Annotated in this window: 27 protein-coding genes; 11 read left to right on the top strand and 16 right to left on the bottom strand. The window is 55.0% G+C overall.

What is annotated here, in order from left to right:
- Positions 1–28: 28 nt before the first annotated feature.
- On the top strand, positions 29–568 hold the full coding sequence (locus JK231_RS11690; RefSeq protein ID WP_097118074.1) for a PadR family transcriptional regulator: 540 nt from the start codon (positions 29–31) through the stop codon (positions 566–568).
- A 68-nt stretch (positions 569–636) separates the two neighbouring features.
- On the opposite strand, the gene JK231_RS11695 is transcribed toward JK231_RS11690, so the two are convergent.
- Positions 637–924 (bottom strand): SelT/SelW/SelH family protein, encoded by a 288-nt coding sequence (locus JK231_RS11695; RefSeq protein ID WP_097118073.1) that lies wholly within the window; start codon positions 922–924, stop codon positions 637–639.
- A 230-nt stretch (positions 925–1,154) separates the two neighbouring features.
- Between JK231_RS11695 and JK231_RS11700 the strand changes: the two genes are divergently transcribed.
- From JK231_RS11700 to JK231_RS11720, 5 genes are read left to right on the top strand one after another with little or no spacing between them, the layout of a single operon-like run.
- Complete coding sequence (locus JK231_RS11700) at positions 1,155–3,524, top strand: TonB-dependent hemoglobin/transferrin/lactoferrin family receptor (protein WP_211728593.1); 2,370 nt, start codon at positions 1,155–1,157, stop codon at positions 3,522–3,524.
- Between the two features lie 50 nt (positions 3,525–3,574).
- Positions 3,575–4,597 carry a ChuX/HutX family heme-like substrate-binding protein gene (locus JK231_RS11705; protein ID WP_211728594.1) on the top strand — a complete coding sequence of 341 codons (1,023 nt, stop codon included), beginning with the start codon at positions 3,575–3,577 and terminating at the stop codon, positions 4,595–4,597.
- The gene (locus JK231_RS11710) at positions 4,594–5,418 is read left to right on the top strand and encodes a hemin ABC transporter substrate-binding protein (protein WP_211728595.1); all 825 of its coding nucleotides are present in this window, start codon (positions 4,594–4,596) and stop codon (positions 5,416–5,418) included. Before JK231_RS11705 ends, JK231_RS11710 begins: the two co-directional genes overlap by 4 nt.
- Positions 5,411–6,412 carry an iron ABC transporter permease gene (locus tag JK231_RS11715; RefSeq protein WP_211728596.1) on the top strand — a complete coding sequence of 334 codons (1,002 nt, stop codon included), beginning with the start codon at positions 5,411–5,413 and terminating at the stop codon, positions 6,410–6,412. Before JK231_RS11710 ends, JK231_RS11715 begins: the two co-directional genes overlap by 8 nt.
- Positions 6,405–7,184, top strand: a complete 780-nt coding sequence (locus JK231_RS11720; protein ID WP_211728597.1) for a heme ABC transporter ATP-binding protein — start codon at positions 6,405–6,407, stop codon at positions 7,182–7,184. The genes JK231_RS11715 and JK231_RS11720 overlap by 8 nt, the downstream gene beginning before the upstream one ends.
- Positions 7,185–7,215: 31 nt before the next feature.
- Here the strand turns inward: JK231_RS11720 and JK231_RS11725 are convergent, their stop codons facing one another.
- Entirely contained in the window at positions 7,216–8,199 is a 984-nt protein-coding gene (locus JK231_RS11725; RefSeq protein WP_211728598.1) for an MDR family oxidoreductase, read from the bottom strand.
- Between the two features lie 548 nt (positions 8,200–8,747).
- Here JK231_RS11725 and JK231_RS11730 point away from each other — a divergent pair.
- Positions 8,748–10,898 carry an ornithine decarboxylase gene (locus JK231_RS11730; protein WP_211728599.1) on the top strand — a complete coding sequence of 717 codons (2,151 nt, stop codon included), beginning with the start codon at positions 8,748–8,750 and terminating at the stop codon, positions 10,896–10,898.
- A 48-nt stretch (positions 10,899–10,946) separates the two neighbouring features.
- On the opposite strand, the gene JK231_RS11735 is transcribed toward JK231_RS11730, so the two are convergent.
- From JK231_RS11735 to mutY, 4 genes are all read right to left on the bottom strand, one after another.
- A complete protein-coding gene (locus tag JK231_RS11735) occupies positions 10,947–12,371 on the bottom strand; it encodes an amino acid permease (RefSeq protein ID WP_211728600.1) in 1,425 nt (474 codons plus the stop codon).
- A gap of 503 nt (positions 12,372–12,874) precedes the next feature.
- Positions 12,875–13,954: a membrane-bound lytic murein transglycosylase MltC gene (mltC, locus tag JK231_RS11740; protein WP_097118064.1), complete on the bottom strand. Its 1,080-nt coding sequence runs from the start codon at positions 13,952–13,954 to the stop codon at positions 12,875–12,877.
- A gap of 53 nt (positions 13,955–14,007) precedes the next feature.
- Complete coding sequence (locus tag JK231_RS11745; protein ID WP_034823278.1) at positions 14,008–14,280, bottom strand: oxidative damage protection protein; 273 nt, start codon at positions 14,278–14,280, stop codon at positions 14,008–14,010.
- On the bottom strand, positions 14,280–15,365 hold the full coding sequence (mutY, locus tag JK231_RS11750; protein ID WP_211728601.1) for an A/G-specific adenine glycosylase: 1,086 nt from the start codon (positions 15,363–15,365) through the stop codon (positions 14,280–14,282). The genes JK231_RS11745 and mutY overlap by 1 nt, the downstream gene beginning before the upstream one ends.
- A 153-nt stretch (positions 15,366–15,518) precedes the next feature.
- On the opposite strand from mutY, the gene trmB reads away from it, so the two are divergent.
- The 3 genes from trmB to JK231_RS11765 all read left to right on the top strand — a co-directional run bounded on the left by trmB (position 15,519) and on the right by JK231_RS11765 (position 17,542).
- Positions 15,519–16,238: a tRNA (guanosine(46)-N7)-methyltransferase TrmB gene (trmB, locus tag JK231_RS11755; protein ID WP_211728602.1), complete on the top strand. Its 720-nt coding sequence runs from the start codon at positions 15,519–15,521 to the stop codon at positions 16,236–16,238.
- Positions 16,238–16,564 carry a YggL family protein gene (locus JK231_RS11760; RefSeq protein WP_034823275.1) on the top strand — a complete coding sequence of 109 codons (327 nt, stop codon included), beginning with the start codon at positions 16,238–16,240 and terminating at the stop codon, positions 16,562–16,564. The genes trmB and JK231_RS11760 overlap by 1 nt, the downstream gene beginning before the upstream one ends.
- 258 nt (positions 16,565–16,822) lie before the next feature.
- Entirely contained in the window at positions 16,823–17,542 is a 720-nt protein-coding gene (locus tag JK231_RS11765; protein ID WP_211728603.1) for a DUF2884 domain-containing protein, read from the top strand.
- 51 nt (positions 17,543–17,593) lie between these two features.
- On the opposite strand, the gene hemW is transcribed toward JK231_RS11765, so the two are convergent.
- The 4 genes from hemW to JK231_RS11785 are packed head-to-tail and all read right to left on the bottom strand — an operon-like array spanning position 17,594 to position 20,605.
- Positions 17,594–18,724: a radical SAM family heme chaperone HemW gene (gene hemW / locus JK231_RS11770; protein ID WP_211728604.1), complete on the bottom strand. Its 1,131-nt coding sequence runs from the start codon at positions 18,722–18,724 to the stop codon at positions 17,594–17,596.
- The gene (locus JK231_RS11775) at positions 18,717–19,310 is read right to left on the bottom strand and encodes an XTP/dITP diphosphatase (protein ID WP_160833045.1); all 594 of its coding nucleotides are present in this window, start codon (positions 19,308–19,310) and stop codon (positions 18,717–18,719) included. The genes hemW and JK231_RS11775 overlap by 8 nt, the downstream gene beginning before the upstream one ends.
- A gap of 20 nt (positions 19,311–19,330) precedes the next feature.
- Positions 19,331–19,885 (bottom strand): YggT family protein, encoded by a 555-nt coding sequence (locus tag JK231_RS11780; protein WP_034823271.1) that lies wholly within the window; start codon positions 19,883–19,885, stop codon positions 19,331–19,333.
- A 12-nt stretch (positions 19,886–19,897) separates the two neighbouring features.
- Positions 19,898–20,605 carry a YggS family pyridoxal phosphate-dependent enzyme gene (locus tag JK231_RS11785; protein ID WP_211728605.1) on the bottom strand — a complete coding sequence of 236 codons (708 nt, stop codon included), beginning with the start codon at positions 20,603–20,605 and terminating at the stop codon, positions 19,898–19,900.
- Between the two features lie 16 nt (positions 20,606–20,621).
- Here JK231_RS11785 and JK231_RS11790 point away from each other — a divergent pair, with 16 nt between their 5' ends.
- Positions 20,622–21,614: a type IV pilus twitching motility protein PilT gene (locus JK231_RS11790; RefSeq protein WP_211728606.1), complete on the top strand. Its 993-nt coding sequence runs from the start codon at positions 20,622–20,624 to the stop codon at positions 21,612–21,614.
- A 342-nt stretch (positions 21,615–21,956) separates the two neighbouring features.
- Here JK231_RS11790 and ruvX read toward each other — a convergent pair whose 3' ends face one another.
- The 6 genes from ruvX to JK231_RS11820 form a co-directional block, all read right to left on the bottom strand.
- A complete protein-coding gene (ruvX, locus tag JK231_RS11795; protein ID WP_034823268.1) occupies positions 21,957–22,373 on the bottom strand; it encodes a Holliday junction resolvase RuvX in 417 nt (138 codons plus the stop codon).
- The gene (locus tag JK231_RS11800) at positions 22,373–22,936 is read right to left on the bottom strand and encodes a YqgE/AlgH family protein (RefSeq protein ID WP_034823267.1); all 564 of its coding nucleotides are present in this window, start codon (positions 22,934–22,936) and stop codon (positions 22,373–22,375) included. Before JK231_RS11800 ends, ruvX begins: the two co-directional genes overlap by 1 nt.
- 82 nt (positions 22,937–23,018) lie before the next feature.
- Complete coding sequence (gshB, locus tag JK231_RS11805; protein WP_211728607.1) at positions 23,019–23,963, bottom strand: glutathione synthase; 945 nt, start codon at positions 23,961–23,963, stop codon at positions 23,019–23,021.
- Positions 23,964–24,055: 92 nt separating this feature from the next.
- Positions 24,056–24,787, bottom strand: coding sequence for a 16S rRNA (uracil(1498)-N(3))-methyltransferase (gene rsmE, locus JK231_RS11810; protein WP_038644914.1), 732 nt, complete (start codon positions 24,785–24,787; stop codon positions 24,056–24,058).
- A 74-nt stretch (positions 24,788–24,861) separates the two neighbouring features.
- Complete coding sequence (endA, locus tag JK231_RS11815) at positions 24,862–25,569, bottom strand: deoxyribonuclease I (protein WP_034823262.1); 708 nt, start codon at positions 25,567–25,569, stop codon at positions 24,862–24,864.
- 76 nt (positions 25,570–25,645) lie between these two features.
- The gene (locus tag JK231_RS11820; RefSeq protein WP_211728608.1) at positions 25,646–26,158 is read right to left on the bottom strand and encodes a SprT family zinc-dependent metalloprotease; all 513 of its coding nucleotides are present in this window, start codon (positions 26,156–26,158) and stop codon (positions 25,646–25,648) included.
- Between the last annotated feature and the right edge of the window lie 22 nt (positions 26,159–26,180).

Here is a 26,180-nt window from a genome sequence, read left to right on the forward strand (position 1 = left end):
CCTCCCTTAATTGACCTCAGGGAAGGCAATGAAACAGCAGCGGGATTTTCCATGGCAGTCCGATAATGCACAACGTGCAATCTGTGCAGGTGCGCGTAAAAAGCGCCGGGAAAGGATGCTGGATGCCAGTGATATCCGCCTGTTGATGATGCATTTCCTCGCCAACGGTTCTGCGCATGGCTATGAGCTGATCAAGTCAGTGGAAGAGCTGTCCAAAGGGGAATACTCCCCCAGCCCTGGCATCATCTATCCTAACCTCACTTTGCTCGAAGAGATGGATGCAATCCGCGTAGTGGATGCGCATGCGTCGCGTAAAGCCTACGCACTCAATGAAGGTGGTCGCGCATTATTAGCCGAGAACGGCGAGAATATTGCCAATATTATTGAGCGACTGACTTCGCTGGCGATTCTGGTGAATAATCGCAGTATTCCGGAAGTCGAGCAGGCGATTCATCATATTCGGCATACGCTGAACCATCGTTTGTCGCAGGAAGATATTTCTCCTGAGGCGCTGGAAATTGTGATTAACGCTTTGAATGAAGCGACGGAAAAAATCGCCAGCAGTTAACCCTCACAGGCATTAACGTTTTGATTTTCTGTCATGGGCGCAACCTGGCGCCCTTATTGAAACCCTCTTTAGGGCTTCTTCTTATCCACGTGCCCTAACTCGCGATCCGGCCAGCAGAAATCACGCACGCGCTGTTTCAGCGCGGCCGCATCCGGGAATCCGCCTTCCTGTTTACGCTCCCAAATCACCGTGCCATCAATCGAGATTTCAAACACGCCGCCAGTACCAGGTTTCAGCGTCACCGCGCTCAAATCTTCGGCAAAAGTGTGCAGCAGTTCCTGCGCCATCCACGCCGAACGCAGCAGCCAGTTGCATTGAGTGCAGTAGTAAATCGTCACAGCCGGTTTTTGCGACATCAGGCGCCTCTTCTTAATTATTGATTATAAACAAGTTAACAAAATGTGCGGTCTAAGATACATCTTAGTGTAAAGTTTATTGATAATGATTACCAATTGCATTACATTCCTGACGAAATTATTTATTACATAAAATAAGTCCACACATTTTACGGTTTATTAACGCATATCGCGTTTTTTTGGCGGCAATCCAGTGAGCGAATACTAACAATTAACCAGGTATTTCGCGCATGTCTTCACTCTTTCAGGGAATGACCCAGCAACGTCTGTTTAAAGTTGCGATTTTGTCTTCCGCTATTCACGCCGCTTGCAGCTATGCAGCCAACGACAACACGACACTTGCTTTATCTTCTGACAAATCCATCAGTGCAGAGCCGGTTATGACGGTAACTGCGCCGAAGCTGGAGAAACAAGCCGGTAGCAAAAGCACCATTACCGCCGCCGATATGCAGCGGGATGGCGGCAATGATTTCGGTACCATCATGCGCTACGAACCAGGCGTGACGGCAACTGGTGCAAGCGGCGGCTCTTCTGCAGGTAAAAGTGGTTTTGATCGCGCGGGCTACACCGGCTACAACATCCGTGGTCTGGAAAGCAACCGCGTCGATATCAACGTTGACGGTGTTTCTCTGCCGGATGCCACTGGCCGTAGCTACGTCAGCCGCGCCGGTTTGGATACCTTTGGTATTGGCCGCGATTACATCGACCCATACATGTTTGGTCGCGTGGATATTGATAAAGGCGCGACTTCAGTCTCTCAGGCCAACACCGCGATTGGTGGTGCGGTATCGTTCCGCAACAAGACGCCAGACGACTACTTACATCCCGGTAAAACCACCTACTTTGGCTACCAGAGCGACTTCGATTCCTCAAACCGCAGCTGGCACAACGGCATCACTGCCGCAGCAGGCGATCAGGAACTGCGCGGTATCTTTGTTTACAGCCGTCGCGATGGCCAGGAAACGCAAAACAATGATGCGAGCCGTGGCGCCTATCCTGCCAACTGGCACTCTGACGCACTGCTGGGCAGCGTGGTGTGGGAGCCGAATGACGCGCACAAAATCACCGGTACCGCCGATTTCTACCATAAAACCAATCACACCCATTACGACAGCTGGGATACTTCAGGCAATACGGTATACGGCACCGCACAGCAGCAGAGCGATACCCGTCGCTTCGGCCTGAGCCTGGCGGACGAGTACACGCCTTACAACGACTTCATCGACAGCCTGAGCACGCGTGTCTACTGGCAGCACACCGAAGCGCATGACAACACCTATATGCCTTCGAGTGCGTCAGCCTATGAAACGGTTTACTCGGACTACAACACTGACAGCTACGGCTTTGAAACCAACCTGGCTAAAACGCTGGGTCGTCATGAGCTGACTGCCGGTTTAAATGGACGTCTGGAAAAAACCGAGCGCCCATTCCGCCAGTCACCGACGCCTGGTACCTTCAGTGTAATCATGCAGCCTGAAGCAGACAGCCGCAGCTACACGCTGGGCGGCTTTGTGCAGGATAAGATCAACTTCGACCTGGATGGCCACAACTTTGCTGTGGTGCCGGGCGTACGTGTGGCTTACCAAAATACCAAGCCTGATAACCTCAGCAGCCTGACCAGCGGCAGCACCGTTCTAACCGAATCAGAAGTTGGAACGCTTTACGGCTCAGGCAATAGCGATACGCAGGTTCTGCCATCACTGGCATTCCAGCATGAGCTCACGCCAACACTGATGACCTATCTGCAATACAAGCGCGGCGCACAATTCCCGAACGCCAGCCAGCTGTATGGTTCATGGAACCTCGGTTCCAGCTATGCGGGTAGTCAGCAATATGCGCTGATTGGTAACCCGGATTTGAAAACCGAAACCAGCAACAACTTCGAATGGGGTCTGAAAGGACAGCCGACCGAAGGCGTGGTGATGAACACAGCGGTTTACTACAACGCTTACAAAAACTTCATTGCCTATAACCGTTACACCCGTGCCGGTAGCCCGGAGAAATTCACCAACGTTCCAGGCAACATTTACACTACTTATCAGTCAGAGAATCGCGATAAAGCCTATATCTATGGTGCTGAGTTGAGTGGGAAGCTGAATTTCGGCACCTGGTATCAAGATATGCAGGGCCTGAGCGCACGCTTCGCCTTTAGCTATAACGAAGGTAAATCTAAATCGAGTTACCTAGGCGACCGTTACGTCGATCTGGAAAGTGTACCGCCAATGAAAGCGGTGCTGGGCCTGGGTTGGGATGCGCCGCAGAACGAGTACGGTGCTGCTGTAACGGCAACCTTCGTGAAGGGCAAAAAAGCCACGGCGACCAACCGCCAGAGCTATACCAATACCGGTTCTGCACTGACCGATTCCACCACCGATTACGAGCGCGTGCCGGGTTACGGTATGGTCGATCTGACGGCTTATTGGCAGGTGGCTAAGAACGTCAAGCTGAGCGGTGGCGTGTATAACCTGACAGATCGTAAATATTGGGATTACCTGAGCAGCCGCGAAATGACCAGCGATACCGCACAGGATCGCAACGATATCGCACTGGCAACTCAGCCAGGCCGCACCTTCCAACTCGGTGTGAACGTCGACTTCTAATCATTTTTTCGCCCTGCGTTCGCGCAGGGCCTTTTCATGGAGCAAGAGCAATGAACCCACGTTACGATCACTACCTGGCGCTGAAGGGCGAGCATCCGAAGAAGTATGCCCGCGATCTGGCGGCCCTGATGGGCATTGGCGAAGCGCAGCTGTGTGAAGCGCGCGTCGGCCAGGATGCGCAAGCGTTAAAAGCAGATTTCCCGGCGTTGCTAAAGGCACTGGAAGCCGTTGGCGAAACCAAAAGCATTACCCGCAACGAATATGCGGTGCATGAGCAGGTCGGCAAATATGAAAACCTGCACCTCGGCGAACATGCCGGGCTGATCCTTAACCCACGTGCGCTCGATCAGCGTCTGTTCCCGGCACAGTGGCACAGCGCCTTCTTCCTGCGTGAGCAGACAGCGCGCGGCGAACGTCAAAGTATTCAGATTTTTGATCGCCACGCGGATGCGGTACTGAAAATCTGCACCACCGACAATACCGACATGGCGGCATGGGATGCGCTGATCGCTGAGTTCACTAGCGAAGCTGCTGCAGTACTCGATCCACAACCTGCCGTCGCGCCAGAACACAGCCGCGCCATTGATGCCGATAAAGTGGAAGCCGAATGGCGCGCCATCACCGATGTGCATCAGTTCTTTGGCTTACTGAAGCGCCACAATATTTCACGCCAGCAGGCGTTTCACGCAGTACCGGACGATCTGGCACGCCAGGTCAGCAACGATTCACTGGCTCAACTGCTGGCGCAGGCGCAGCAGGATGGCAACGAAATCATGATCTTTATTGGCAACCGGGGTTGCACGCAGATCTTCACCGGTGCGGTGGAGAAGCTGATGCCGATGGACAACTGGGTCAACATCTTCAACCCAACCTTCACGCTGCACCTGATGGCGGACCGCATTGCCGAGAGCTGGGTGACGCGCAAACCGAGTGGCGATGGCTTTGTCACCAGCCTCGAACTCTTTGCTGCCGATGGCACGCAGATCGCGCAGCTGTATGGACAGCGTAGCGAAGGCACGCCAGAGCAGGCGCGCTGGCGTGAGCAGGTCACTGCATTGGGAGCGACAGCATGAAACGTCTGACGCTGTTATTGCTGGGCGCGCTGGCACTGCCGGCATTTGCCGCTGAACGGGTGATCTCGATCGGCGGTGATGTGACACAAATCATTTATGCGCTGGATGCGCAGGCCAATCTGGTGGCGCGCGACAGCACCAGCCAGCATCCAGCGCAGGCTAACAAGTTGCCGGATATCGGTTATATGCGCCAGCTTAATGCCGAGGGCATTCTGGCGATGAAGCCTACGCTGGTGCTGACCAGCGAGCTGGCGAAACCGTCGCTGGTGTTACAGCAGGTCGAGAGCGCTGGCGTGAAAGTGGTGGATGTCACCGGCAAAACCAGCCTCGACGCCATCCCGGAAAAGATCGCCACCATCGGTAAAGCATTGCACCGTGATGCAGAAGCGAAGGCGCTGATTGAGAAAGTGAACAAGCAGCGCGCGCAGATTCCCCAGCAGCCGCTGCCGGTGAAAGTGCTGTTTGTGATGGCACACGGTGGCATGCGCACTCAGGCAGCTGGCAACCAAACCGGTGCTGACGCCGCAATCCGCAGTGCCGGTCTGGTCAACGCCATGGCGGCAATCCCGCATTATCAGCAGCTGTCACAGGAAGGTGTGGTTGCTGCCGCGCCGGATCTGGTGGTGGTGGGTGAAGATGGCCTGCGCACGCTGGGCGGCGAAGAGAAAATCTGGTCGCTGCCGGGTCTGGCGTTAACACCTGCAGGCCAGCATCACGCCTTGCTGGTGGTCGATGAGATGGCCATGTTGGGCTTTGGTCTTGATACGCCGGAGACCATCGTGAAGCTGCGTAAGGCCGCCGAAGCGGTAAAACATGACTAACACCGCCGTGATGCGCTGGCTGCTATTGATGGGCATCAGCATGGTGATTTGCATGCTGATGGCTGCCAATTTTGGTGCCATGCCGCTGTCGATGCGCACGCTGTTCCACGCGCCGCTCAGCGATATGGCGTGGCAAATCTGGCTGAACATCCGCCTGCCGCGCGTATTGCTGGCGGTGCTGCTCGGTATGGCATTGGCTGTATCGGGCGCGGTGATGCAGGGTTTGTTTCGCAATCCGCTGGCCGATCCGGGTTTGCTTGGGATCAGCAGTGGAGCGGGGCTAGCAGTAGCGGTTTCGATTGTGGTGCCGCTCAGCTTGCCGCCTTTGCTGGCGCTGTGGCTGCCATCGATTGCTGCGTTTATCGGTAGCCTGGTCGTCACGCTGCTGATCTTTAGTTTCAGCCGGCTGGCGCTGGGGAATCTGTCACGTTTGTTGCTGATCGGTATCGCCATCAACGCCTTGTGCGGTGCGGCGGTGGGTGTGCTCTCCTGGCTCAGTAATGACCAGCAGTTACGCCAGCTGGCACTGTGGGGCATGGGCAGTTTGAGCGCGGCACAATGGCCGAGTCTGGCGGTGTGTGCTGTACTGATTCTTCCTGCGTTGATTGCCATCCAGACCCGTGCGCGCCGTCTTAATCTGCTGCAACTCGGTGAGGAAGACGCGCATTACATGGGGATTGATGTGAAGCGCACCCAGCGTGAGTTACTGGTGCTGAGTGCGCTGCTGGTGGGCACGGCGGTGTCGGTGAGCGGGATTATCGGTTTTGTCGGACTGGTGGTGCCGCACGTGATGCGTTTCTGTGTTGGTAGCGATCATCGCTGGATGCTGCTGGGTTCGGCACTGGCGGGAGCCATCCTGTTATTGCTGGCGGATACGCTGGCGCGCACGGTGGTGATCCCAGCGGAAATGCCGGTGGGATTGATCACCAGCCTGATCGGTGGACCATGGTTTCTCTGGCTGATTCTGCGTCAGAAAAGGGGGATGAATGAGTGATTCAATGCAGGCTCGCGGCCTGCGCTTTAGTCATGGCACGCGTGCGCTGATTGATGATGTCTCTATTACCTTGCAGCCTGGTGAGATGATTTCCTTAATCGGCCCCAACGGCGCAGGCAAGTCCACGCTGTTGCGCCTGTTAACTGGGTTTCTGGCGCCTGAAGCGGGGGAGTGCTGGCTCGGCGATCGCCCGTTAAACGATTGGCCGCGTGAACCGCTGGCGCAACGTCGTGCGGTGATGCGCCAGCAAAACAGCGTGACTTTTCCGCTGCCTGCTGAAGAGGTGGTGGCGATGGGCCGTGCGCCCTGGCCTGCCAGCAAATCCAAAGCGGTGATTGAAGAGGTGATGCACATCACTGGCAGCCTGGAACTGGCGAAGCGCGATTATCGTTCGCTCTCCGGTGGGGAACAGCAGCGCGTGCAGCTGGCGCGAGTGCTGGCGCAGTTATGGCATGATGATGGTCCGCGTGGCTGGCTGTTTCTTGATGAGCCGACTTCCGCACTCGACCTGTATTGGCAGCAGTACAGTTTGCGATTGCTGCATAAGCTGACGCGCAACGGTCGCTTTAGCGTCTGCACTGTGCTGCACGATCTCAATCTGGCGTCGCTGTGGTCCGATCGCATTCTGCTGTTGCATCAGGGCAAGCTGGTGGCGCAGGGTTCACCGCAAGAAGTGATGACGGAAACCACGCTGACGCGCTGGTATCAGGCGGAACTGCACGTTGTGATGCCGCAAGAGCAGGGCAGGCCGCAAATTCAGCTGCGGGCGTAGAAGTGGGGCGCCATTGATGGCGCCCAAAAAGTTACCGGCAATCGACAATCAGACGTCCACGAACTTCGCCCGCCAGCAATGCCTCGGCACCTTCACGCGCTTCACTTAGCGGAATGACTTTGGTTAACTGCTTCAGCACTGCGCCATCCACCAGTTCCGCCAGACGCTGCCACGCTTGCTCACGCAACGGCTTAGCGCACATCACGCTATCCACTCCGGCTAACACCACGCCGCGCAGAATAAACGGTGCCACGCTGGTGGGGAGATCCAGACCTTGCGCCATGCCGCAGGCTGCCACCACACCATCGCGCTTGATGCCCGCCAGCACGTTGGCCAGCGTATGGCTGCCGACGCTATCAATCGCTGCGGCCCAACGCTCTTTCGCCAGGGGTTTGCCGGGTGCGCTCAGTTCAGTGCGATCGATAATCGATGAGGCGCCGAGGGTGTTGATCAGGTAATCGCTGTCGCTGGCGCGTCCGCTGGAGGCCACCACGTCATAGCCTAAACGGGCCAGCAAACTGACGCTGAAACTGCCGACGCCGCCGCTGGCACCCGTCACCAGCACCGGACCCTGCTGCGGCGTGATGCCCTGTTTTTCCAGAGCCAGAACGCACAGCATCGCGGTGAAGCCGGCGGTGCCAATCGCCATGGTCTGCAACGGGCTTAAAGCCGCAGGCACTTTCACCAGCCAGTCACCAGAAACGCTGGCCTTCTGCGCCAGTCCGCCCCAATGCTTTTCACCCACACCCCAACCGGTGAGCAGTGCCACATCGTCCTGCTGCCACTCTGGATGGCGGCTGCTGATCACCCGACCGACAAAATCGATACCCGGCACCATCGGGAACTGACGCACAATCGGCCCTTTATTGCAGATGGCGAGCGCGTCTTTGTAGTTGAGGGTGGAGTAGCTAACTTCGAGGGAGACATCCTGATCGGGCAACTGTTGTTCTGACAGATCCTGCAGGGAAGTGCGGTATCCCTGCTCATCATTTTCAATGACTAATGCCTTAAACATGCAGCCTCCGGCTGATTGAGGAAAGTGCGGGCCATATTACTCCTCTGGAAACAGGGAGCAACATGAAGGCGGACACACCTTGCATAAATTCGCATAACATAAAGATATTTAAGCGTTTTTATCACTCGATGATTTGATATTCACTTATTAATCAGATTGTTGCTGAATGTTGCTTATGCGTATCAATCTCGTTGCAACGGGTTGTTCCAGTAAAAAAAAGATGCCATCATTGCGCCGCAGTTTTCCACTGATTCCATCCACCCTGAGGACGCCGCCATGCTCGGTACAATGCGCTTATGCACTTGTCTCCGTTCGCTTTACGATAAGCGGCCCTCCGTCATCTGTTGTTCGCAATTCTCCCTCACCATGCGGTGAGGCCAGCTTAACGCGCTATGCTGTTGGACATGACTAAAGACAGACGCGATCTGACTTTACTGATGTCTATCGGTTGCGGCGGTTGATCCGCCCGAAGACGTTATTCGCCGGGGAATTTTCCTCATTGCTGTGCCACTGGCACCCACTCATCCTTCATTACGGGGATTTGTGTTATGAATCCATTGAAAATCGCTGCCAGCGTTGCGGTAGCGCCAAGCCTAAGCCTGAACACCGCGCGTGATGTGGTGACGCTCGACAATACTGATTTTACCGATGTGGCGGCGGTGGTCGTCTCAGTGGCGGATACACGCAGTGGCGTGTTAACGCTGTTGCGCCAGACCGGTTTTAATCTGCCGGTGTTTGTCGCCAACGCGTTCGATGAAGAAGTGCTGAAGCTGCCGGGCGTGACCGGGGAAATCAACGGTGCACCGGAAGAGTGGGAAGCGCTGGAAGAAGCCGCGCAGGCGTATGAGTCTGACCTGCTGCCGCCGTTCTTCGATACCCTGACGCGCTATGTTGATATGCAGAACAGCACCTTTGCCTGTCCGGGCCATCAGGGCGGGGCGTTTTTCCGTAAGCATCCGGCCGGGCGTCAGTTCTATGAATTCTATGGCGAGAACGTGTTTCGTTCCGACATGTGCAACGCAGACGTCAAGTTGGGCGACCTGCTGATCCATGAAGGTTCGGCCAAGCATGCACAGAAGTACGCAGCGAAAGTGTTTAACGCCGATAAAACCTATTTCGTGCTGAACGGCACCTCCAGCGCCAACAAAGTGGTGACCAACGCCATGCTGACGCGCGGCGATCTGGTACTGTTTGACCGCAACAACCATAAATCCAACCATCACGGTGCGCTGATTCAGGCGGGCGCTACGCCGGTGTATCTGGAAGCGGCACGTAATCCGTTCGGCTTTATCGGCGGCATTGATGCGCACTGCTTTGATGAAGCCTACCTGCGCGAACAGGTGCAGAAAGTCGCGCCACATCGCGCCAAAGATCAGCGCCCGTTCCGCCTGGCAATTATCCAGCTCGGCACCTACGATGGCACCGTCTACAACGCTCGCCAGGTGGTGGATCGCATCGGCCATCTGTGCGACTACATCCTGTTTGATTCGGCGTGGCTGGGCTACGAGCAATTTATCCCGTTAATGGAAGGCTGCTCGCCGCTGACGCTGGAGCTGAACGAGAACGATCCCGGCATTTTTGTCACCCAGTCGGTGCACAAACAGCTGGCGGGCTTCTCGCAGACCTCGCAGATTCACAAGAAAGACAACCACATCCGTGGTCAGAAGCGCTTCTGTCCACATAAGCGTCTCAACAACGCCTTTATGCTGCACGCCTCAACCAGCCCGTTCTATCCGCTGTTTGCCGCGCTGGATATCAATGCGCGCATGCACAAAGGTGAAGCCGGGCGCAGCATGTGGCACGAATGCGTCACCATCGGCATTGATGCACGTAAAGCGATTCTGGAACGCTGCGAGATGATTCAGCCGTTCCTGCCGGAGAAAGTGCACGGCAAGCTGTGGCAGTCGGCGGAAACCGAGGTTATCGCCGCCGATCCGGCTTACTTCAGCCTGGCGCCAGGCGAGAAATGGCACGGCTTTGAGGGTTACGCCAGCGAGCAGTATCTGGTCGATCCCTGCAAGCTGCTGCTGACCACGCCAGGCATTGATGCCGCCAGCGGTGAATACACCAGCTTCGGTATTCCGGCGACTATTCTGGCGAACTACCTGCGCGAGAACGGCATTGTGCCGGAGAAGTGCGATCTCAACTCCATCCTGTTCCTGCTGACGCCAGCGGAGAATCCGGAGAAGATGGCGCATCTGGTGGCGATGCTGGAGCAGTTTGAACACCATGTGAAAGAGGATGCGCTGCTGGCTGAAGTGCTGCCGAGCATTTATCGCAAAAACATGGAGCGCTATAAAGGCTACACGCTGCGCCGCCTGTGTCAGGAGATGCACGATCTCTACGTCAGCTACGATGTGAAAGATCTGCAGAAAGCGATGTTCCGCCAGGCCTGCTTCCCGAAAGTCGAAGTGAATCCACAGGATGCGCATCAGGCTTACATCCGTGGTGAGGTGGAACTGGTGGCAATTGCGCAAGCTGAAGGGCGCATTGCTGCCGAAGGCGCATTGCCTTATCCACCAGGCGTGCTGTGCGTGGTGCCAGGCGAAGTGTGGGGTGGCGCGGTGCAGCGTTACTTCCTCGCGCTGGAAGAGGGTATCAACTTGTTGCCGGGCTTCTCACCGGAGCTGCAAGGGGTTTACACCGAGGAAGATGACAGCGGACGTAAACACTTAGTGGCAAATATGATGGTGCGCTAACCTGCCTGACGGCGTGCGGTGCAATCACCACACGCCGTCAGCATCCTGTTAGTGTCGAACCACCTGAATTTTCTCTTTAGCCAGCCTTCCTGTGCGGTATGTCGCCTGCTTACGGCGTTTACCGGTGATGTAAATACCGACGCACAGCACCATAAACGTCACCATCAGCGTCATTAAGCTCTCGTAGCGATACTGCGGCAGATAGAACATATAGCCCAGCACACTGACAATCATCAAAATGCTCAGCCAGGTCAGCCACGGGAACAACCACATTTTAAAATCAGGCGTGATGCCCTGTTTTTCCATCGCCGTACGCATTCTCAGCTGTGAAACGGCAATCACCAGATAGACAATCAGCGCAATCGCGCCAGTGGTGGAGATCAGAAAGGCAAACACCTCGCCCGGAAAAGCGTAGTTGGCAATACAGGCGACAAAGCCCGCCAGCGTGGAACCCAATACCGCCACACGTGGCACGCCACCGTTGGATACCGTGGCACAAGAGGACGGGGCATTACCGCGTTTACCCAGAGAATAGAGCATGCGTGAAGCGGTATATAACCCGGAATTCATGCAGCTGCACACGGCAATCAGCACCACCAAATCCACCACCAGTTTGGCACCGGGGAAATTCAGTGTGGACAACACATACAGGAATGTTCCCTGGGCTAACAGCTGCGGATCATTCCATGCCACCAGCGACACCACGAGGAAAATAGACAGCAAATAAAATAATGCGATGCGGTAAACCACCAGATTAATCGCACGGCTGATTTTTTTACCAGGGTCTTTAGATTCCACGGCGGCAATAGTGACCACTTCCGCGCCAAAGAATGAAAAGATGGTCAGCAAGATACCGGTTAATACTGCGCCAAAACCGTGCGGCATAAAGCCAATACTGTTATATAAATGTGACACACCACTGACATTTGCCAGCGGCCAGTATCCGGAAATCGCCACAATGCCGATGCCAATAAATCCAATAATCGCTACCACTTTGATGATGGCGAACCAGAACTCAAAGGCGCCAAAGTTTTTAACGCTAAAAAGGTTAGTGACAGTGAGCAGCAGGATAATCGCGGTGGTAAATTGCCACGAGGCAATGGAAGGGAAATAAGCATGCAGAATATCGGCACCGGCAATCGCTTCAACCGGAATCAGTAATACCCAAAACCACCAGTATAACCAGCCGATAGTGAAACCGGCCCACAGACCAATGGCTTTCGCCGCGTAGGTGGAAAAGGACCCCGAATCGGGTTGCAGCACGGCCATTTCACCCAGCATGCGCATTACCAGAAGCACCAGCACGCCGGTCATCGCGTAGGAGAGCAATACGGCCGGGCCCGCCGTGGCGATGGCATTCGCGGAGCCGACAAATAACCCGGCACCAATAATGCCAGCGATGGAGATCATACCAACCTGTCGATCTGAAAGGCCGTCGCCTAACGAATCCTGTTTTGCGGGTGAATGGCTCATACATTTCCTCTTAGCAATTCAGGCATGACATTGGATATCCCACGGGATGCAAGCATCCGTGTTGATGAAATAATGTTGATATGCCCGATACGATGTTATTTTCCGCGATGAAGTGTGATCTTCATCGATATTTTAATTATTTAAATCAATGCAAGAAATTATTTATAGAGCGATGTGGGACGTTGTTAATTTATCTGTGGAGACGTGAAATAATCATTGCACCTTATTGAAAAAAGGGTCAATCAGGGCGGGAATGTAAGATGGGAAGAAAACGAAAGAATATAGAATATATATGTTCGGCAGGTCGTGCGTGTGCTAGTAAAAACAAGTCGCTGCGATGGGCGAAGTTTCACCCTATTGATTTCTTATTTTTGTGAGGTCAGGCGAAATTTATCGACGGGATATATCCCTGCGAGGGTAATTAAAAAAGAGGCAGTCAGAGTCAATCTTTTTCTCTCTGTCTGCCCCTAAAATAACTAATGCATTAACTCATCAGTTGATGATTAATACCGATGATAACTACGCTGTGCCTGATTCACTTTATACAGATAACGGCGTGACTCGCCAGATGGATGGCTGGTGGTCAGCGTCTGATAAACTTCATTCGGCGACATGTCGTTAATCTTCGCGAAGGCGCGATCTTTATCGCTGGAGAACACGCGCAGTACGCTGCCCGCGCCGCCATTGTAAGCAGTAATCACCGCGTAACGGCGTGACACTGGATCCTGAATTCCGCCTAAATAACTCTTCTGCAACAGCGACAGATAGGCGGTACCCGCATCGATGTTATTGGCCGGATCGAGCAGATAGCTACGGCTTGGTTTGCCCCATTTGCCTTTCATGCGGAATACATCCACGCCAGCGGTATGCTGAACCACCTGCATCAAGCCCAGCGCATCGGAGTTGCTGACCGCATAGGGGTTGAAGCTCGATTCGGTCTGCATAATTGCCAGAATCAGGGATGCATCTACGCCGTACTCTTCAGCGGCTTTACGCACTAGCGGCAGATATTTGTGCGCACGTTTGTCGAGGTGGTTTGGCACCATCGGAATGGTGACCGACCAGATGACATGCAGGCCAGAAGTGCGTTTTTGTAGTTTGTTCTGAATCAGATAATCGGCGAAATTGGCCGCGCGTCCCTGCCAGCGAATCGGCTGACCGGTGTTATCCAGCACCTGGCCGTAAAGCAGCGGCTCTTTACTGATCTGAATATCATTGGCATCGGAGTAGAGATCGACATTACCCGGATCGTCACCAATCAACAGCGTGGTGATGATCGCCTGGCGCAGGCTGGCCATCGGATCGGTGCCAGCAATGGTCTCAATGGTGATGCTACCGCTGTCGAAGTTGATGTGACTGCGGGTGTAATAGCTGTCGCTATATTTGACGTAATCCTTCGGTCCGGCGATCAGAACCTCATTGATACCCCAAATATTTTCAATGTTGGCGGCGAACTGCCCCATCAGGATGTCGAAACCGTTGGTGTCCTTAACCCACTCTTCGTGATACTGCGATTTTTTTTGTCCGGAGCAGGAAACCAAAAGTGGAGCAATCACTAACAGCGCTATCAGTTTTTTATTCATTGTAAATGCGTGCCTGATTCAAAAAGAGGGCCTCAAAGGGAGGCCCTGAACGATTATTTTTCTGGCGGGGTGAAACCTTCGATGTGCACATCTTTGCCTTCGAACAGGAAATTGATCATCTCCTTTTCCAGCACTTTGCGATCTTCCGGGTTCATCATGTTGAGCTTTTTCTCGTTGATCAACATGGTCTGCTTGGACATCCACTGCTGCCAGGCTTCTTTGGAAATCTCATTGTAGATGCGCTTACCGATCTCGCCTGGATAGAGCTGGAAATCCTGCCCTTCAGCGTCGCGTTGCAGAAACGTACAAAAAATGGTGCGGCTCATTACTCTTCCTCTTGGATCACGCGCGTGTGCAGTGCCAGTTGCTGGGGATGGCGCAATTCGTGCAGTAAACGCTCTACGGGCGCTGCCAAACCCACTGACGGTGGTTGCGCTAAGTTATACCAGAGACCGCTCGCTTCATCCATCAGCGACCCGGCAGAAGGCCACGCCAGCCACATAGGCACAATGTCTAAGTGGAAATGACTAAAGGTATGACGAAAAGCCGTCAGCTGCTGTGGTTTGGCGTGAATGCCGCGTTCGGCCAGCCAGTCAGTTAGCGCTTGCTCACTGGTGAACTGTGGGAAGCAGAACAAACCGCCCCATAATCCCACCGGCGGACGTTGCTCCAGGAATACGTCGTCGCCGTGCTGAATCATCAGGAACCAGCCGGTGCGCTCTGGAATCGTCACTTTGGGTTTCTTACCCGGATATTCGGCCCAACTATTGTTGGCATACGCTACACAACCGTTGCTGACCGGGCAAATTTCACACTTAGGACGTGAGCGAGTACACACTAACGCACCGAGGTCCATCATCGCCTGATTAAACTGGCTTACGCCTTCGGCAGGTGTTACTTCTTCGCTAATCTGCCATAAACGTTTCTCAACGTCTTTTTTGCCCGGCCAACCGCCAACTGCATAACACCGGGCCAGCACGCGCTTGACGTTGCCATCCAGAATCGGGAAATGCAGGCCTAGCGATAAGGACAGCACTGCACCCGCGGTGGAGCGTCCAACGCCGGGCAGCGCGGCCACATCATCGAAATTGCGCGGGAACTCGCCACCGTGCTTATCCACCACCTGCTTCGCCGCTTTATGCAGGTTGCGCGCACGGGCGTAGTAGCCGAGTCCGGTCCACAGATGCAGTACTTCGTCCAGCGGTGCAGCGGCCAGATCGGCAATCGTCGGGAAGCGCGCCATAAAGCGATCAAAGTAAGGGATAACGGTGGCAACTTGCGTCTGCTGCAGCATCACTTCGGAGAGCCACACTTTATAAGGTGTCTTCTCCTGCTGCCACGGCAGGGTTTTGCGGCCGAAGCGCTGATACCACTCCAGCACCTGTTGCGCGAACTGCGGCGCTTGCATCATTTGAGGAAATATTCCGTGTTTGCTCTACAATCAGGCAGGAATTCCAGCACAGAGACATCGGGGTGTAAACCGGAAGATTGCAAAGGCTTGCTTCTGCTATCTAACTTTGCATAATGCCCGTTTCCCAGAAAAGGCTAACCAGCAGGCTTCAACATGATTAATGACGTCATCACCCCGGAATTTGATGAGAACGGGCGGCCATTACGCCGTATCCGCAGTTTTGTGCGCCGCCAGGGGCGCTTAACGAAAGGACAGCAGCTCGCGCTCGATAATTACTGGCCGGAGATGGGCGTCGAGTTCCAGCAGGAGCCGCTGGATTTGGCAGCACTGTTTGGCCGTGAAGCGCCAGTGGTGCTGGAAATCGGTTTTGGCATGGGCGCCTCACTGGTGACCATGGCGCAAAATAATTCTCACCAGAACTTCCTCGGTCTTGAAGTGCATGCGCCGGGCGTGGGAGCCTGTCTGGCTTCTGCCAAAGAGGCAGGCGTGGAAAACCTGCGTGTGATGTGTCACGACGCAGTAGAAGTGTTGCAGCAGATGATTCCGGATAACTCACTGCGCATGGTTCAGCTGTTCTTCCCGGATCCATGGCATAAAGCGCGCCACAATAAACGTCGCATTGTGCAGGTACCTTTTGCCGAGCTGGTGATGCGTAAGCTGAAACTGGGCGGCGTGTTCCATATGGCCACTGACTGGGAAGATTACGCGACACACATGCTGGAAATCATGAACAGCGTGGATGGGTATAAAAACCTGTCAGAAGCTAACGATTACGTGCCGCGTCCGGAAACGCGTCCGTTAACGAAATTTGAGCAGCGCGGGCAGCGACTGGGCCATGGCGTTTGGGATCTGATGTTTGAGAGGATTAAATAATGGCCGTACAGCGTAGCCGTCGTTTACGTAAAAAACTGCATATCGATGAGTTTCAGGAGTTAGGTTTCTCTGTGGCCTGGCGTTTTGCCGAAGGCACCACCGAGGAGCAGATTGATGCCACGCTGGATCAGTTTATTACTGAAGTGATCGATCCCAATGGCCTGGCGTATGACGGCAGCGGTTATCTGGTGTGGGAAGGTCTGGTTTGCCTGCAGGAAACCGGTAAGTGCACCGATGAGCACCGTGAGCTGGTGCGCAAATGGCTGGAGAAACGCGAGCTGTCGGATGTTCAGGTAACTGAACTCTTTGACGTCTGGTGGGACTAAGTACTCTACTGGCCTGAGATATCGCTTCAGGCTAGCTCACTTGCGCTTTTGGCGCCAGGCAGTGCTCGCACAAGTTGCATTAGCGACTTGAACGCCCAAAGGGCGGCCCCGAAAGGGGCGAGCAACGCGAGTCATCCTCACGTACTTTAGTACGCTCCGGTTGCTGTGCGTTGGCCGTCACCAAATTCGCTGCGCCGCTTACGCCTGACTTGTACTAACTGCAAAGGCGTGGGCGGCTTTTCATTTTAGGGAGATTTCATGGTTCGTAAGGCGCTTCTTACCGTACTGCTGCTGGCCGCAGCGACACAGGCGCAGGCTGATTATCAGTGCAGCGTTAATCCTCAGGATGATGTGATCATTAAACCGCAGAGCGTGCAGGTGGTCGGCACCAACGGTAATCTTGAAATCTCACCGCAGGGCGATGTGACCTTTAACGGGCAGAAAGCCAACGTGGATAACGCCACGCGACAGAAAGCCATCGACTATCAGAATGCGTTACGTCGGGATTTGCCGTGGGTAGATAACGGGGCCTCGACGCGTCTGGAACGCAGCCGTGTGGCGCTGGATAAAGTGATTGTGGAAAAGCTCGGTGCCAACAGCAACGTGCGCAATCGCCTGACCAAGCTGGATGGACAGCTGAAGCAGCAGATGAACCGTATCATTGAGCATCGCCCGGATGGTTTGACCTTCCACCATCAGGCGATTGACCAGGTGCGCGCTGAAGGCGAAAAGCTGGTGCAGAGCACGCTGGGCGGCATTATGCAGGACAGCCTGAACGAGATGGGCAGCAGCCAGGCCGGCAGCGGCAGTAATCCACTGCATGCGATCATGGGCAACCTCGGCGGTCTGCAGCAGGCGGTTCAGGCAGAATGGAATAAGCAGGAACAGGATTTCCAGAACTTCGGTCATGAGGTGTGTAATCGCGTGACGGATCTGGAAGGGCAGCGCAAAGCGTTAGTGCAGGGCGTTAAAGGTTAAAAAAACCAGCGGGACGAAGTAGCGTGCCGCTGGGTTATATGACTGTTTGGCCTACATAAACAGTTCAAGCAGCGAATTCAGGAACAACTTCCCTTTTTCGGTTATCTGCCACTGCTCTGCGGTTTCCACCACGTAACCTGCCTCGATCGCTGCATTCATCTGTGCACGAATCACTTGTTCATCCAGCCCGGTATAGCGGCTGAAATCTGCACGCGGTGCGGCTTCCAGCAGACGGAAGCGGTTCATAAAGAACTCAAACGGCTTGTCTTCGTTCTCCACATCGTGCTGCTTGTCGAGGTAATTACCTTGCATAAAGCCGCGCGGATGACGGGTTTTCACCGTACGCACAATTCTGCCATCCGGCTGCGTCAGCTTGCCGTGCGCACCACAGCCGATACCGAGGTAATCACCGAAGCGCCAGTAGTTGAGGTTGTGCTCGCAGCGATAACCCGGCTTGGCATAGGCTGAAGTCTCGTACTGCTGATAACCAGCGGCACTCAGCAACTCATGGCCTTGTTCGTAGATGTCCCACAGCGCATCGTCATCCGGCAACACCGGCGGACGCGAGCTGAACATCGTGTTCGGCTCGATGGTCAGCTGATACCACGACAGGTGCGGCGGATTCAGCGCAATCGCCTGACGCAAATCGTCCAGTGCCTCTTCCAGTGACTGATCGGGCAAGCCGTGCATCAGATCGAGATTAAAGCTGCGCAGACCAAGACCGGCGGCGAGATGGGCGGCACGTACCGCTTCATCAGGGCCGTGAATGCGCCCTAAGCGCTCCAACTTCTGCGGGCTAAAACTCTGCACGCCAATCGAAATACGGTTAATACCGGCTTTCTGGTAGCCGCTGAAGCGATCCGCTTCCACGGTGCCCGGATTGGCTTCCATGGTGACCTCTGCATCGGCCGCCAGCGGCAGGCGCGCACGCACGCCATCCATCAACATTTGCATGGCATTGCTGCTGAGCAGACTCGGTGTGCCGCCTCCAATGAAGATGGTGCGCACTTCGCGGCCAGCGGTAAGCGGTAGATCCTGTTCAAGGTCGCTGAGCAGATGCTGCACATACTCGATGTGCGGCACCTCGCCTTTTAACGCGTGGGAGTTGAAATCACAGTACGGACACTTCTGCACACACCACGGAATGTGGATGTACAGGCTTAACGGAGGTAACTCAGGCATTGCGCATCGCATCCAGTAACAGCGTCAATGCTTTGCCACGGTGGGAAACAGCACGCTTTTCATCTTTACTCAGCTCTGCTGCGGTTTTGCCCAGTTCAGGAACATAGAAAATCGGGTCGTAACCAAAGCCGCCTTCACCTGCGGCTGCACGGGTGATTTCACCCGCCCAGCTGCCGTGGAACACCAGCGGTGTCGGATCTTCAGCATGACGCACATAAACCAGCACGCAATGGAACTGCGCCTGACGCTCGCCCTCCGGCACGTTTTCCAGCGCCACCAGCAGCTTATCGAGATTTTGCTGATCGCTGGCGTCTTCTCCGGCATAGCGCGCAGAGTAGATGCCTGGCGCGCCGCCGAGCGCATCCACCGCCAGACCAGAGTCATCGGCAATCGCTGGCAAGCCGGTGATCTGCGCCGCATGACGGGCCTTAAGAATGGCATTTTCAATAAAGGTCAGACCGGTTTCTTCCGCTGACTCAACGCCCAGCTCGGTTTGCGCCACGATATCGAGGCCGAAGGCCGCTAACAGATCGGCCAGTTCACGAACTTTGCCCGGATTACCGGTGGCGAGTACGACTTTTTGCATAACAGTTCCAGATTAACGAATTACAGCAAATACCAGAGACCCGGGAACAGGTCCATGCCGAGGAAGTTCAGCGCGTACAGCACCAGAATCACAATCATGGCAGAGAAATCGATGCCGCCCATCGCAGGCAGAATACGGCGAATCGGTGCCATCAGCGGTTCAGTCAGCTGAATCAACACGTAATCAATCGGGCCACGTCCCTGGCTGATCCAGCTCATCAGTGAACGAATGATAATCACCCAGAACACCAGATAACCGGCGGATTTCACCAGTGACAACAGGCCGACTAACAGATTGGTGGGATCCACTGAGAACACGCCAACCTGAATTAACAGTAGCACCGGATATTTCAGGGTGGTCAGCACAAAGGCCAGCACCAGAGAGGCTGTGTCAATCGGGCCTATCGCTGGCAGCACGCGGCGCAGCGGCTTGATAATCGGCTGTGTAATCTTCACCACAAACTGTGACAGCGGGTTGTAGAAATCACAGCGTGACCACTGCATCCAGATGCGTAGCAGCAATACCATCACGTACAGGTCGATCAGCGTTTTGACTAAAAACGTCATTGTTAACATGAGGTTCCTCAATTATTGTTGTGAAGGTCGCGCATAATCCCGCGCGCCAAATACGGCGGTGCCAATGCGCACCATGGTGCTGCCTGCGGCGATTGCCGCATCCATGTCGTCGCTCATTCCCAGAGAAAGCGTATCGACGTTAGGGTAATCCTGTTTTAGAGCGTTAAACGCGTCAGCCATCTGCTGACATACCGCGAACTGTCGATCGTAATCTGACTCCGGCGCCGGGATCGCCATCAATCCGCGCAAGCGCAGACGCGGCAATGCGGCTATCTGCGCTGCCAGCGCCGGAATCGCCTCCAGCATGATGCCAGATTTGCTGTTCTCGTCACTGATATTTACCTGAATTAACACGTTAAGCGGTGGCAACGCTTCCGGACGCTGATCGTTGAGGCGTTGTGCAATGCGTTCACGATCCACGGTGTGACACCAGGCAAAATTCTCCGCCACCAGGCGGCTTTTATTGGATTGCAGCGGCCCGATAAAGTGCCACTGCAGATCAGGATGTGCGGCCAGCTCAGCCACCTTTTCAACCCCTTCCTGTACGTAATTTTCACCGAATGCCTGCTGACCCGCAGCAATCGCTTCTGCGACTGCGCTCGCAGGTTTGGTTTTGCTCACTGCAAGCAGGGTAATTTCTTCTGGCGCGCGGCCGCAGCGTGCAGCGGCAGTGGCGATACGCTCACGCACTTGCTGTAGGTTGTGCTCAATGGAAGTCATAGTCAGGAGAAGTTAAATGGATTTGGATGAAGTTGTGGCCCTTAGTGTAAAGCATAACGCCGCCGATCTGCACCTTTGCAGCGGACATTTACCGCACTGGCGACGGCAGGGGGGGCTGGAGCCGATCCCACAACAAACCGCACTGGATGGCGACTGGCTGGAAACCTTTTTGCAACAGTGGCTCAGCGGCGTACAGCATGATGAGCTGGAAGCGAGCGGGCACGTTGATTTTGCCATCACCCTGAAAAGCGGCGTGCGTTTGCGTGCCAACCTGTTTATGCAGCGCCACGGTTTATCGCTGGCGTTGCGCTTGATTGCCAGCCAAGCACCCGATATCAACCAATTACAGCTGCCCGACGTAGTACAGCAGTTGTTGCAGTTGGAGGAGGGGATGATCTTAATTACGGGTGCCACCGGCAGCGGTAAATCCACCACGCTGGCAGCGATGGTGGACAGCCTCAATCGCGAACAGGCACGCCACATTATTACGCTGGAAGATCCGATTGAATTTTTGCATCACAGCCAGCGCTCGTTGATACAGCAGCGGGAAGTGGGCGCACACACGGTGTCATTCCAGCAAGGATTGAAAGCGGCGCTGCGCGAAGACCCGGATGTGATTCTGTTGGGTGAGCTACGTGACAGCGAGACCATTCGGCTGGCGCTGACGGCGGCAGAGACCGGGCATCTTGTACTGGCAACATTGCACACGCGAGGTGCCACGCAAGCGGTGGATCGGCTGGTGGATGTGTTTCCTGCCGAGGAAAAAAACCTGGTGCGCACTCAGTTGGCGGGCAGTTTGAAAGCGGTGCTGGCGCAGCGTTTGGTGCCGGCAAAAAACGGCGGGCGAATTGGCTTGTTCGAGGTGTTGGTGGCCACGCCTGCGGTGACCAATTTAATCCGCGAGGGCAAGATGCATCAACTGCCTGGCGTGCTGCAAACCGGCGCGCAGTCAGGGATGCAGACGTTCGCGCAGAGCGAACAGGCGCGACAACAGGCGGGATTGATTTGAGAATTTGCGAGTCGATTCAAAAGGGCGGGCATGATTTGCGTGCCTGCGAGTTGCTACTAAAGGGCGGGGCATGATTTGAATGCTTGCAAGTCGATACAAGGGAGTGGGCATGATTTGAGTGCCTGCGAGTTGATACAAAGAGGCGGGGATGATTTTAATGCCTGCGAGTCGTTACAAAAGGGCGGGGCATGATTTGCGCGCCTGTGAGTCAATACAAGTGGCAGAATTGATTGGCGTGTTTGCAGGTTGCCGTAAATGGCGGGAGCACTATAGCCGAGCGAATAACAAGCAAGCTGTTGCCGCAATTTGTCAGGTGCGCATTCACGCGCACCTGGATTTCAATCAGTGCGTATCGAACCAATCTTCCAGAATGATCACCGCCGATTGCGAATCGACCTGACCTTTTTGCAATGCACGGAAGCCACCGCGTTCGAACAGGTCGGCGCGCGCTTCCACGGTGCTTAACCGCTCGTCCTGCAGCTCAACGCGCACGCCGAATCGGCCATGAATGCGATTGGCGAACTTACGGGCGCGATCGGTTAACGGCTGCTCGGTGCCGTCCATGTTCAACGGCAAGCCCACCACCACGTAATCAGGCTGCCACTCTTTCAGCAGCTTCTCGATCAGCTTCCAGTCTGGCGTGCCATCTTGCGCTTTAAGCGCGGTCAGAGCGCGAGCGGTGCCGGTTAACTGTTGACCGACCGCCACACCGATGCTTTTGGTGCCGAAATCGAAGCCAAGCAAGGTTTCACTGGCCATCAGGCGTGCCCTGCATCGCTGGTCATATTATGAATATCAATGCCCATGCTGCGTGCGGCTTCGCGCCAGCGCTCGGCGATTGGCGTCTGGAACAGAATATTGCTGTTCGCGGGTGTGGTTAGCCAGGCATTTTCCAGCAGCTCGTTCTCCAGCTGATCTTTTTCCCAGGCGCAATAACCTAACGCTACCAGCACATTATCAGGCTGTTCTGAGGTACCGATCGCTTCCAGCACATCCCGTGAAGTGGTGATCACGGTGTTATCAGAGATACGGATGCTGGAAGAGTAAATTTTCTGGGCCGAGTGCAGGATAAAGCCGCGATCTTCCGCCAGCGGGCCGCCGGCAAACACCGGTTTGTCCAGCTTAATGGCAGGATCACGCTCTGATGGGCTGATTTTAAGTTTCTTCAGAATGCCTTCGACCGTCAGGTTTTCCATCGGCTTATTCACGATCAAGCCCATGGCGCCATCTTCATTGTGCTCGCAGATATACACCACCGAGCGTTTGAACAGCGGGTCCTGCAGCGACGGCATCGCAATCAAAAAATGGTGCTGTAAATTCATTCTCACTCGTATACCAAAAATAACCGGCGCGGCCGCAGCCACGTCGGTTTTGGGTTCTCACGGCGCTTACACGCCGTTGACATCAGCCCAGGCGTTTCTCAATGGCATCCATCAGCATGCCGGTGATCGAGATCGGGAATGCAGCCTCGATTTCACGCACGCAGGTTGGGCTGGTTACGTTAACTTCGGTGAGTTTATCACCAATGATGTCCAGACCGACAAAAATCAGCCCTTTAGCTTTCAGCGTTGGACCCACGCGACGGGCGATTTCCCAATCGCTGTCACTCAACGGGCGTGCTTCACCGCGGCCACCAGCTGCAAGGTTACCACGGGTTTCGCCACCCTGTGGGATACGCGCCAGGCAGTAAGGCACCGGCTCGCCATCCACCACCAGCACGCGCTTATCGCCCTCTTTGATCGCCGGCAGGTAGTTTTGCGCCATGCAGAAGTTCTGGCCGTGATTGGTCAGGGTTTCGGTGATGACACCAAAGTTCGGGTCGTCCTGCTTCACGCGGAAGATGGAGGCGCCGCCCATGCCGTCCAGCGGCTTAAGGATCACATCACCGTGCTCCTGCCAGAAGGCACGCAGCTGCTCTTTATTGCGGGTCACCAGCGTGTCTGGCGTCAGGTCGGCGAACCACGCGGTGTACAGTTTCTCGTTACAGTCACGCAGGCTCTGCGGTTTGTTGACGATCAGCGTACCTTGCTCTTCCGCGCGCTCCAGCAGGTAGGTGGCATAGATGAATTCGGTATCGAACGGCGGATCTTTACGCATCAGCACCACGTTGAGATCGGCCAGCGGGATTACCTGCTCACTGCCGAACTCGTACCATTTGTCGTAGTCCTGCTCCACGCTCAGCAGGCGCGTGCGGGCGTAGGTCACGCCACCGCGCAGTGAGAGATCGCCCATCTCCATGTAATGAATTTCGTAACCACGGCGCTGTGCTTCCAGCAACATGGCGAAGCTGGTGTCTTTTTTAATGTTGATGGACGAAATTGGGTCCATAACGATGCCAAGCTTAATCATTATTCTCTCCTCAAAGGGGGAATTTATTGCCCCGTTCCGTGACAGCGCTGCGGCTTTTCACGTGCGTAGTTTTAAAACCCTAAAAGTATCCCTTAACCCAGGTCACCAAACCTCACCTGAAGTGCCGTAATGGCCGTCAGTGCGGTAGTTTCTGTACGCAACACGCGTGGGCCCAACAAAATATCGGTGAAACCTTGCTGCGCGGTCATGGCAATTTCGTCTGCGGATAAGCCGCCTTCCGGACCAATCAGCAGGCGTACACGTTCAACCGGCTGCGGCAGAGTGTTAATACTGTGGCTGGCACGCGGATGCAGATTGAGCTTTAAACCGCTTTCCTGCTCGGCACACCAGGCTTCCAGCGTCATCGCTTCACGGATTTCCGGCACACGATTACGGCCGCACTGTTCACAGGCGGCAATCGCAATTTTTTGCCATTGCTGAATCTTCTTCGCCAGTCGTTCAGCATCCAGCTTTACGCCGCAGCGCTCCGAAAACAAGGGTGTAATTACGTTCACGCCGAGTTCGATCGATTTCTGGATGGTGAATTCCATCTTTTCGCCGCGCGACATCACCTGCCCAAGATGGAGATGGAGCGGAGATTCACGGTCATCAGGCTGACTGGCAAGGACCCTTACTTTTACACGCTTTTTATCAGCCTGGGTGATTTCGGCGTTAAAAGTCAGATTACTGCCATCAAACAGCTCAATTTGTTGACCGGCGGTCATGCGCAGCACGCGCCCGACGTGGTTAGCGGCATCTTCGTCGAGGAAGACTTCACTGTTAACTTCAAGAGGTTCGGGATGATAAATGCGAGGTATGCGCATGCGGTTCCTGCCAGCGTTATGCCGTGTCTTCGGACACGGCCCAATCGGAAAAAAGCTAGTGTAGGGTAGCGCTTTTAGCGCTGGCAAGCCTGTTGTACATAGGGATTGTGATTTCCCTGGACCTGCGCGATGCGGTTGTCGCGTTCACACTCCCATTGGCTTACCGGATATTGCTTGTTCCAGGCGGTGAACAGCTGGGTCTGCTGGCGTGACAGACGCAACTGATACTGGTCACGCATGTAGAAGTAAGTGCGGGCGATGGCACCGCGTGCACGCTCGGGTGGCTGCGCCAGCTTCTGCTTGAAATCGACTTTCATTGCGCACTGACCATATTGCGCGTCGCCGCCGTTCCACTGGCTGTACTGGAAGTTATTGCGATCGCCATTCACTTCACCAATCGCCGGTTGCAGATTGTGCAGGTCGCTTTCAATGCGGCGGTAATCGGCATCTTTACTGCAATTTTTGCGTCCGCCATTTTGCCAGCACTGGCGCTGATGGCCGAACTCCCATGCGGGCATCACATGTTCCCACTCAATACGTTCAGCGCGGTTGGCATTTTTACGCACGCTGTAGCCACAGCTGCTGAGGTCAGGGACGCCCTTTTTGCCGTGCCAGCTGATTTTGCAGCCGCAGTAAAATTCTGCCGGGGCATCGGCATTGATCTGCGCGGCGACCACTTTGGCCTGCTGGAAGTTGTTTTGATTGTAGTGGGTGATGCTGAGGCTGAAGGCGCTAATAGGGGCAACTAATAAGGAGAGTAACAACAGCGTTTTGCGAGACATATTCCAAAAATTACCTAATGCGTAAAAAGGCGGCAGGGTAACAGAATGGCGCAGGGTGGGATATCAGATAAACGGATTAAGCTGCTGAAAATTCACCGGGTTGCAGCAATGTACCGCAATGTACGCAGCGGTATTCACTTTCACCCCGTAACACGCGATTGTGGCGGCGTACGGTGAGCTGATGTTGCTGACAGCGGCAGCGATAGGGGAAGGTATTGCTACGCACCGAAGCGATTTCGAACTGATGGGTGCGACGCGCGGGAACGCCGAGCACGCTCTCCATCATCCACTTCCACTCTTTGCCGTGCGGCGGCACGCGGCCAAAGGTTTTCCATACCAGCAGGTGCGCCAGTTCGTGCGGCACCACCTCGTCCACAAAGGCCTGCTGATTCTCAAGCAATAGCACCGGGTTGATGCGAATCTCCCATTTCTCCAGCCAGGCGGTACCGGCAGCGGTGCCGCGCTGCTGATACACCAGCTTCGGCTCGTCATAGTGACGCTCCAGCTTTTCATTGGCGAGCTGCAAATGGTGACGCAACGAGCGCATCACGGCTTGTTGCAGGGCAATGGGAAGGCGAGGTGTTTTCATGCCGGGCAGGATAACCTGGTAC

Source organism: Pantoea sp. JGM49 (genome assembly GCF_018257655.1).
Taxonomy (GTDB): domain Bacteria; phylum Pseudomonadota; class Gammaproteobacteria; order Enterobacterales; family Enterobacteriaceae; genus Pantoea; species Pantoea communis.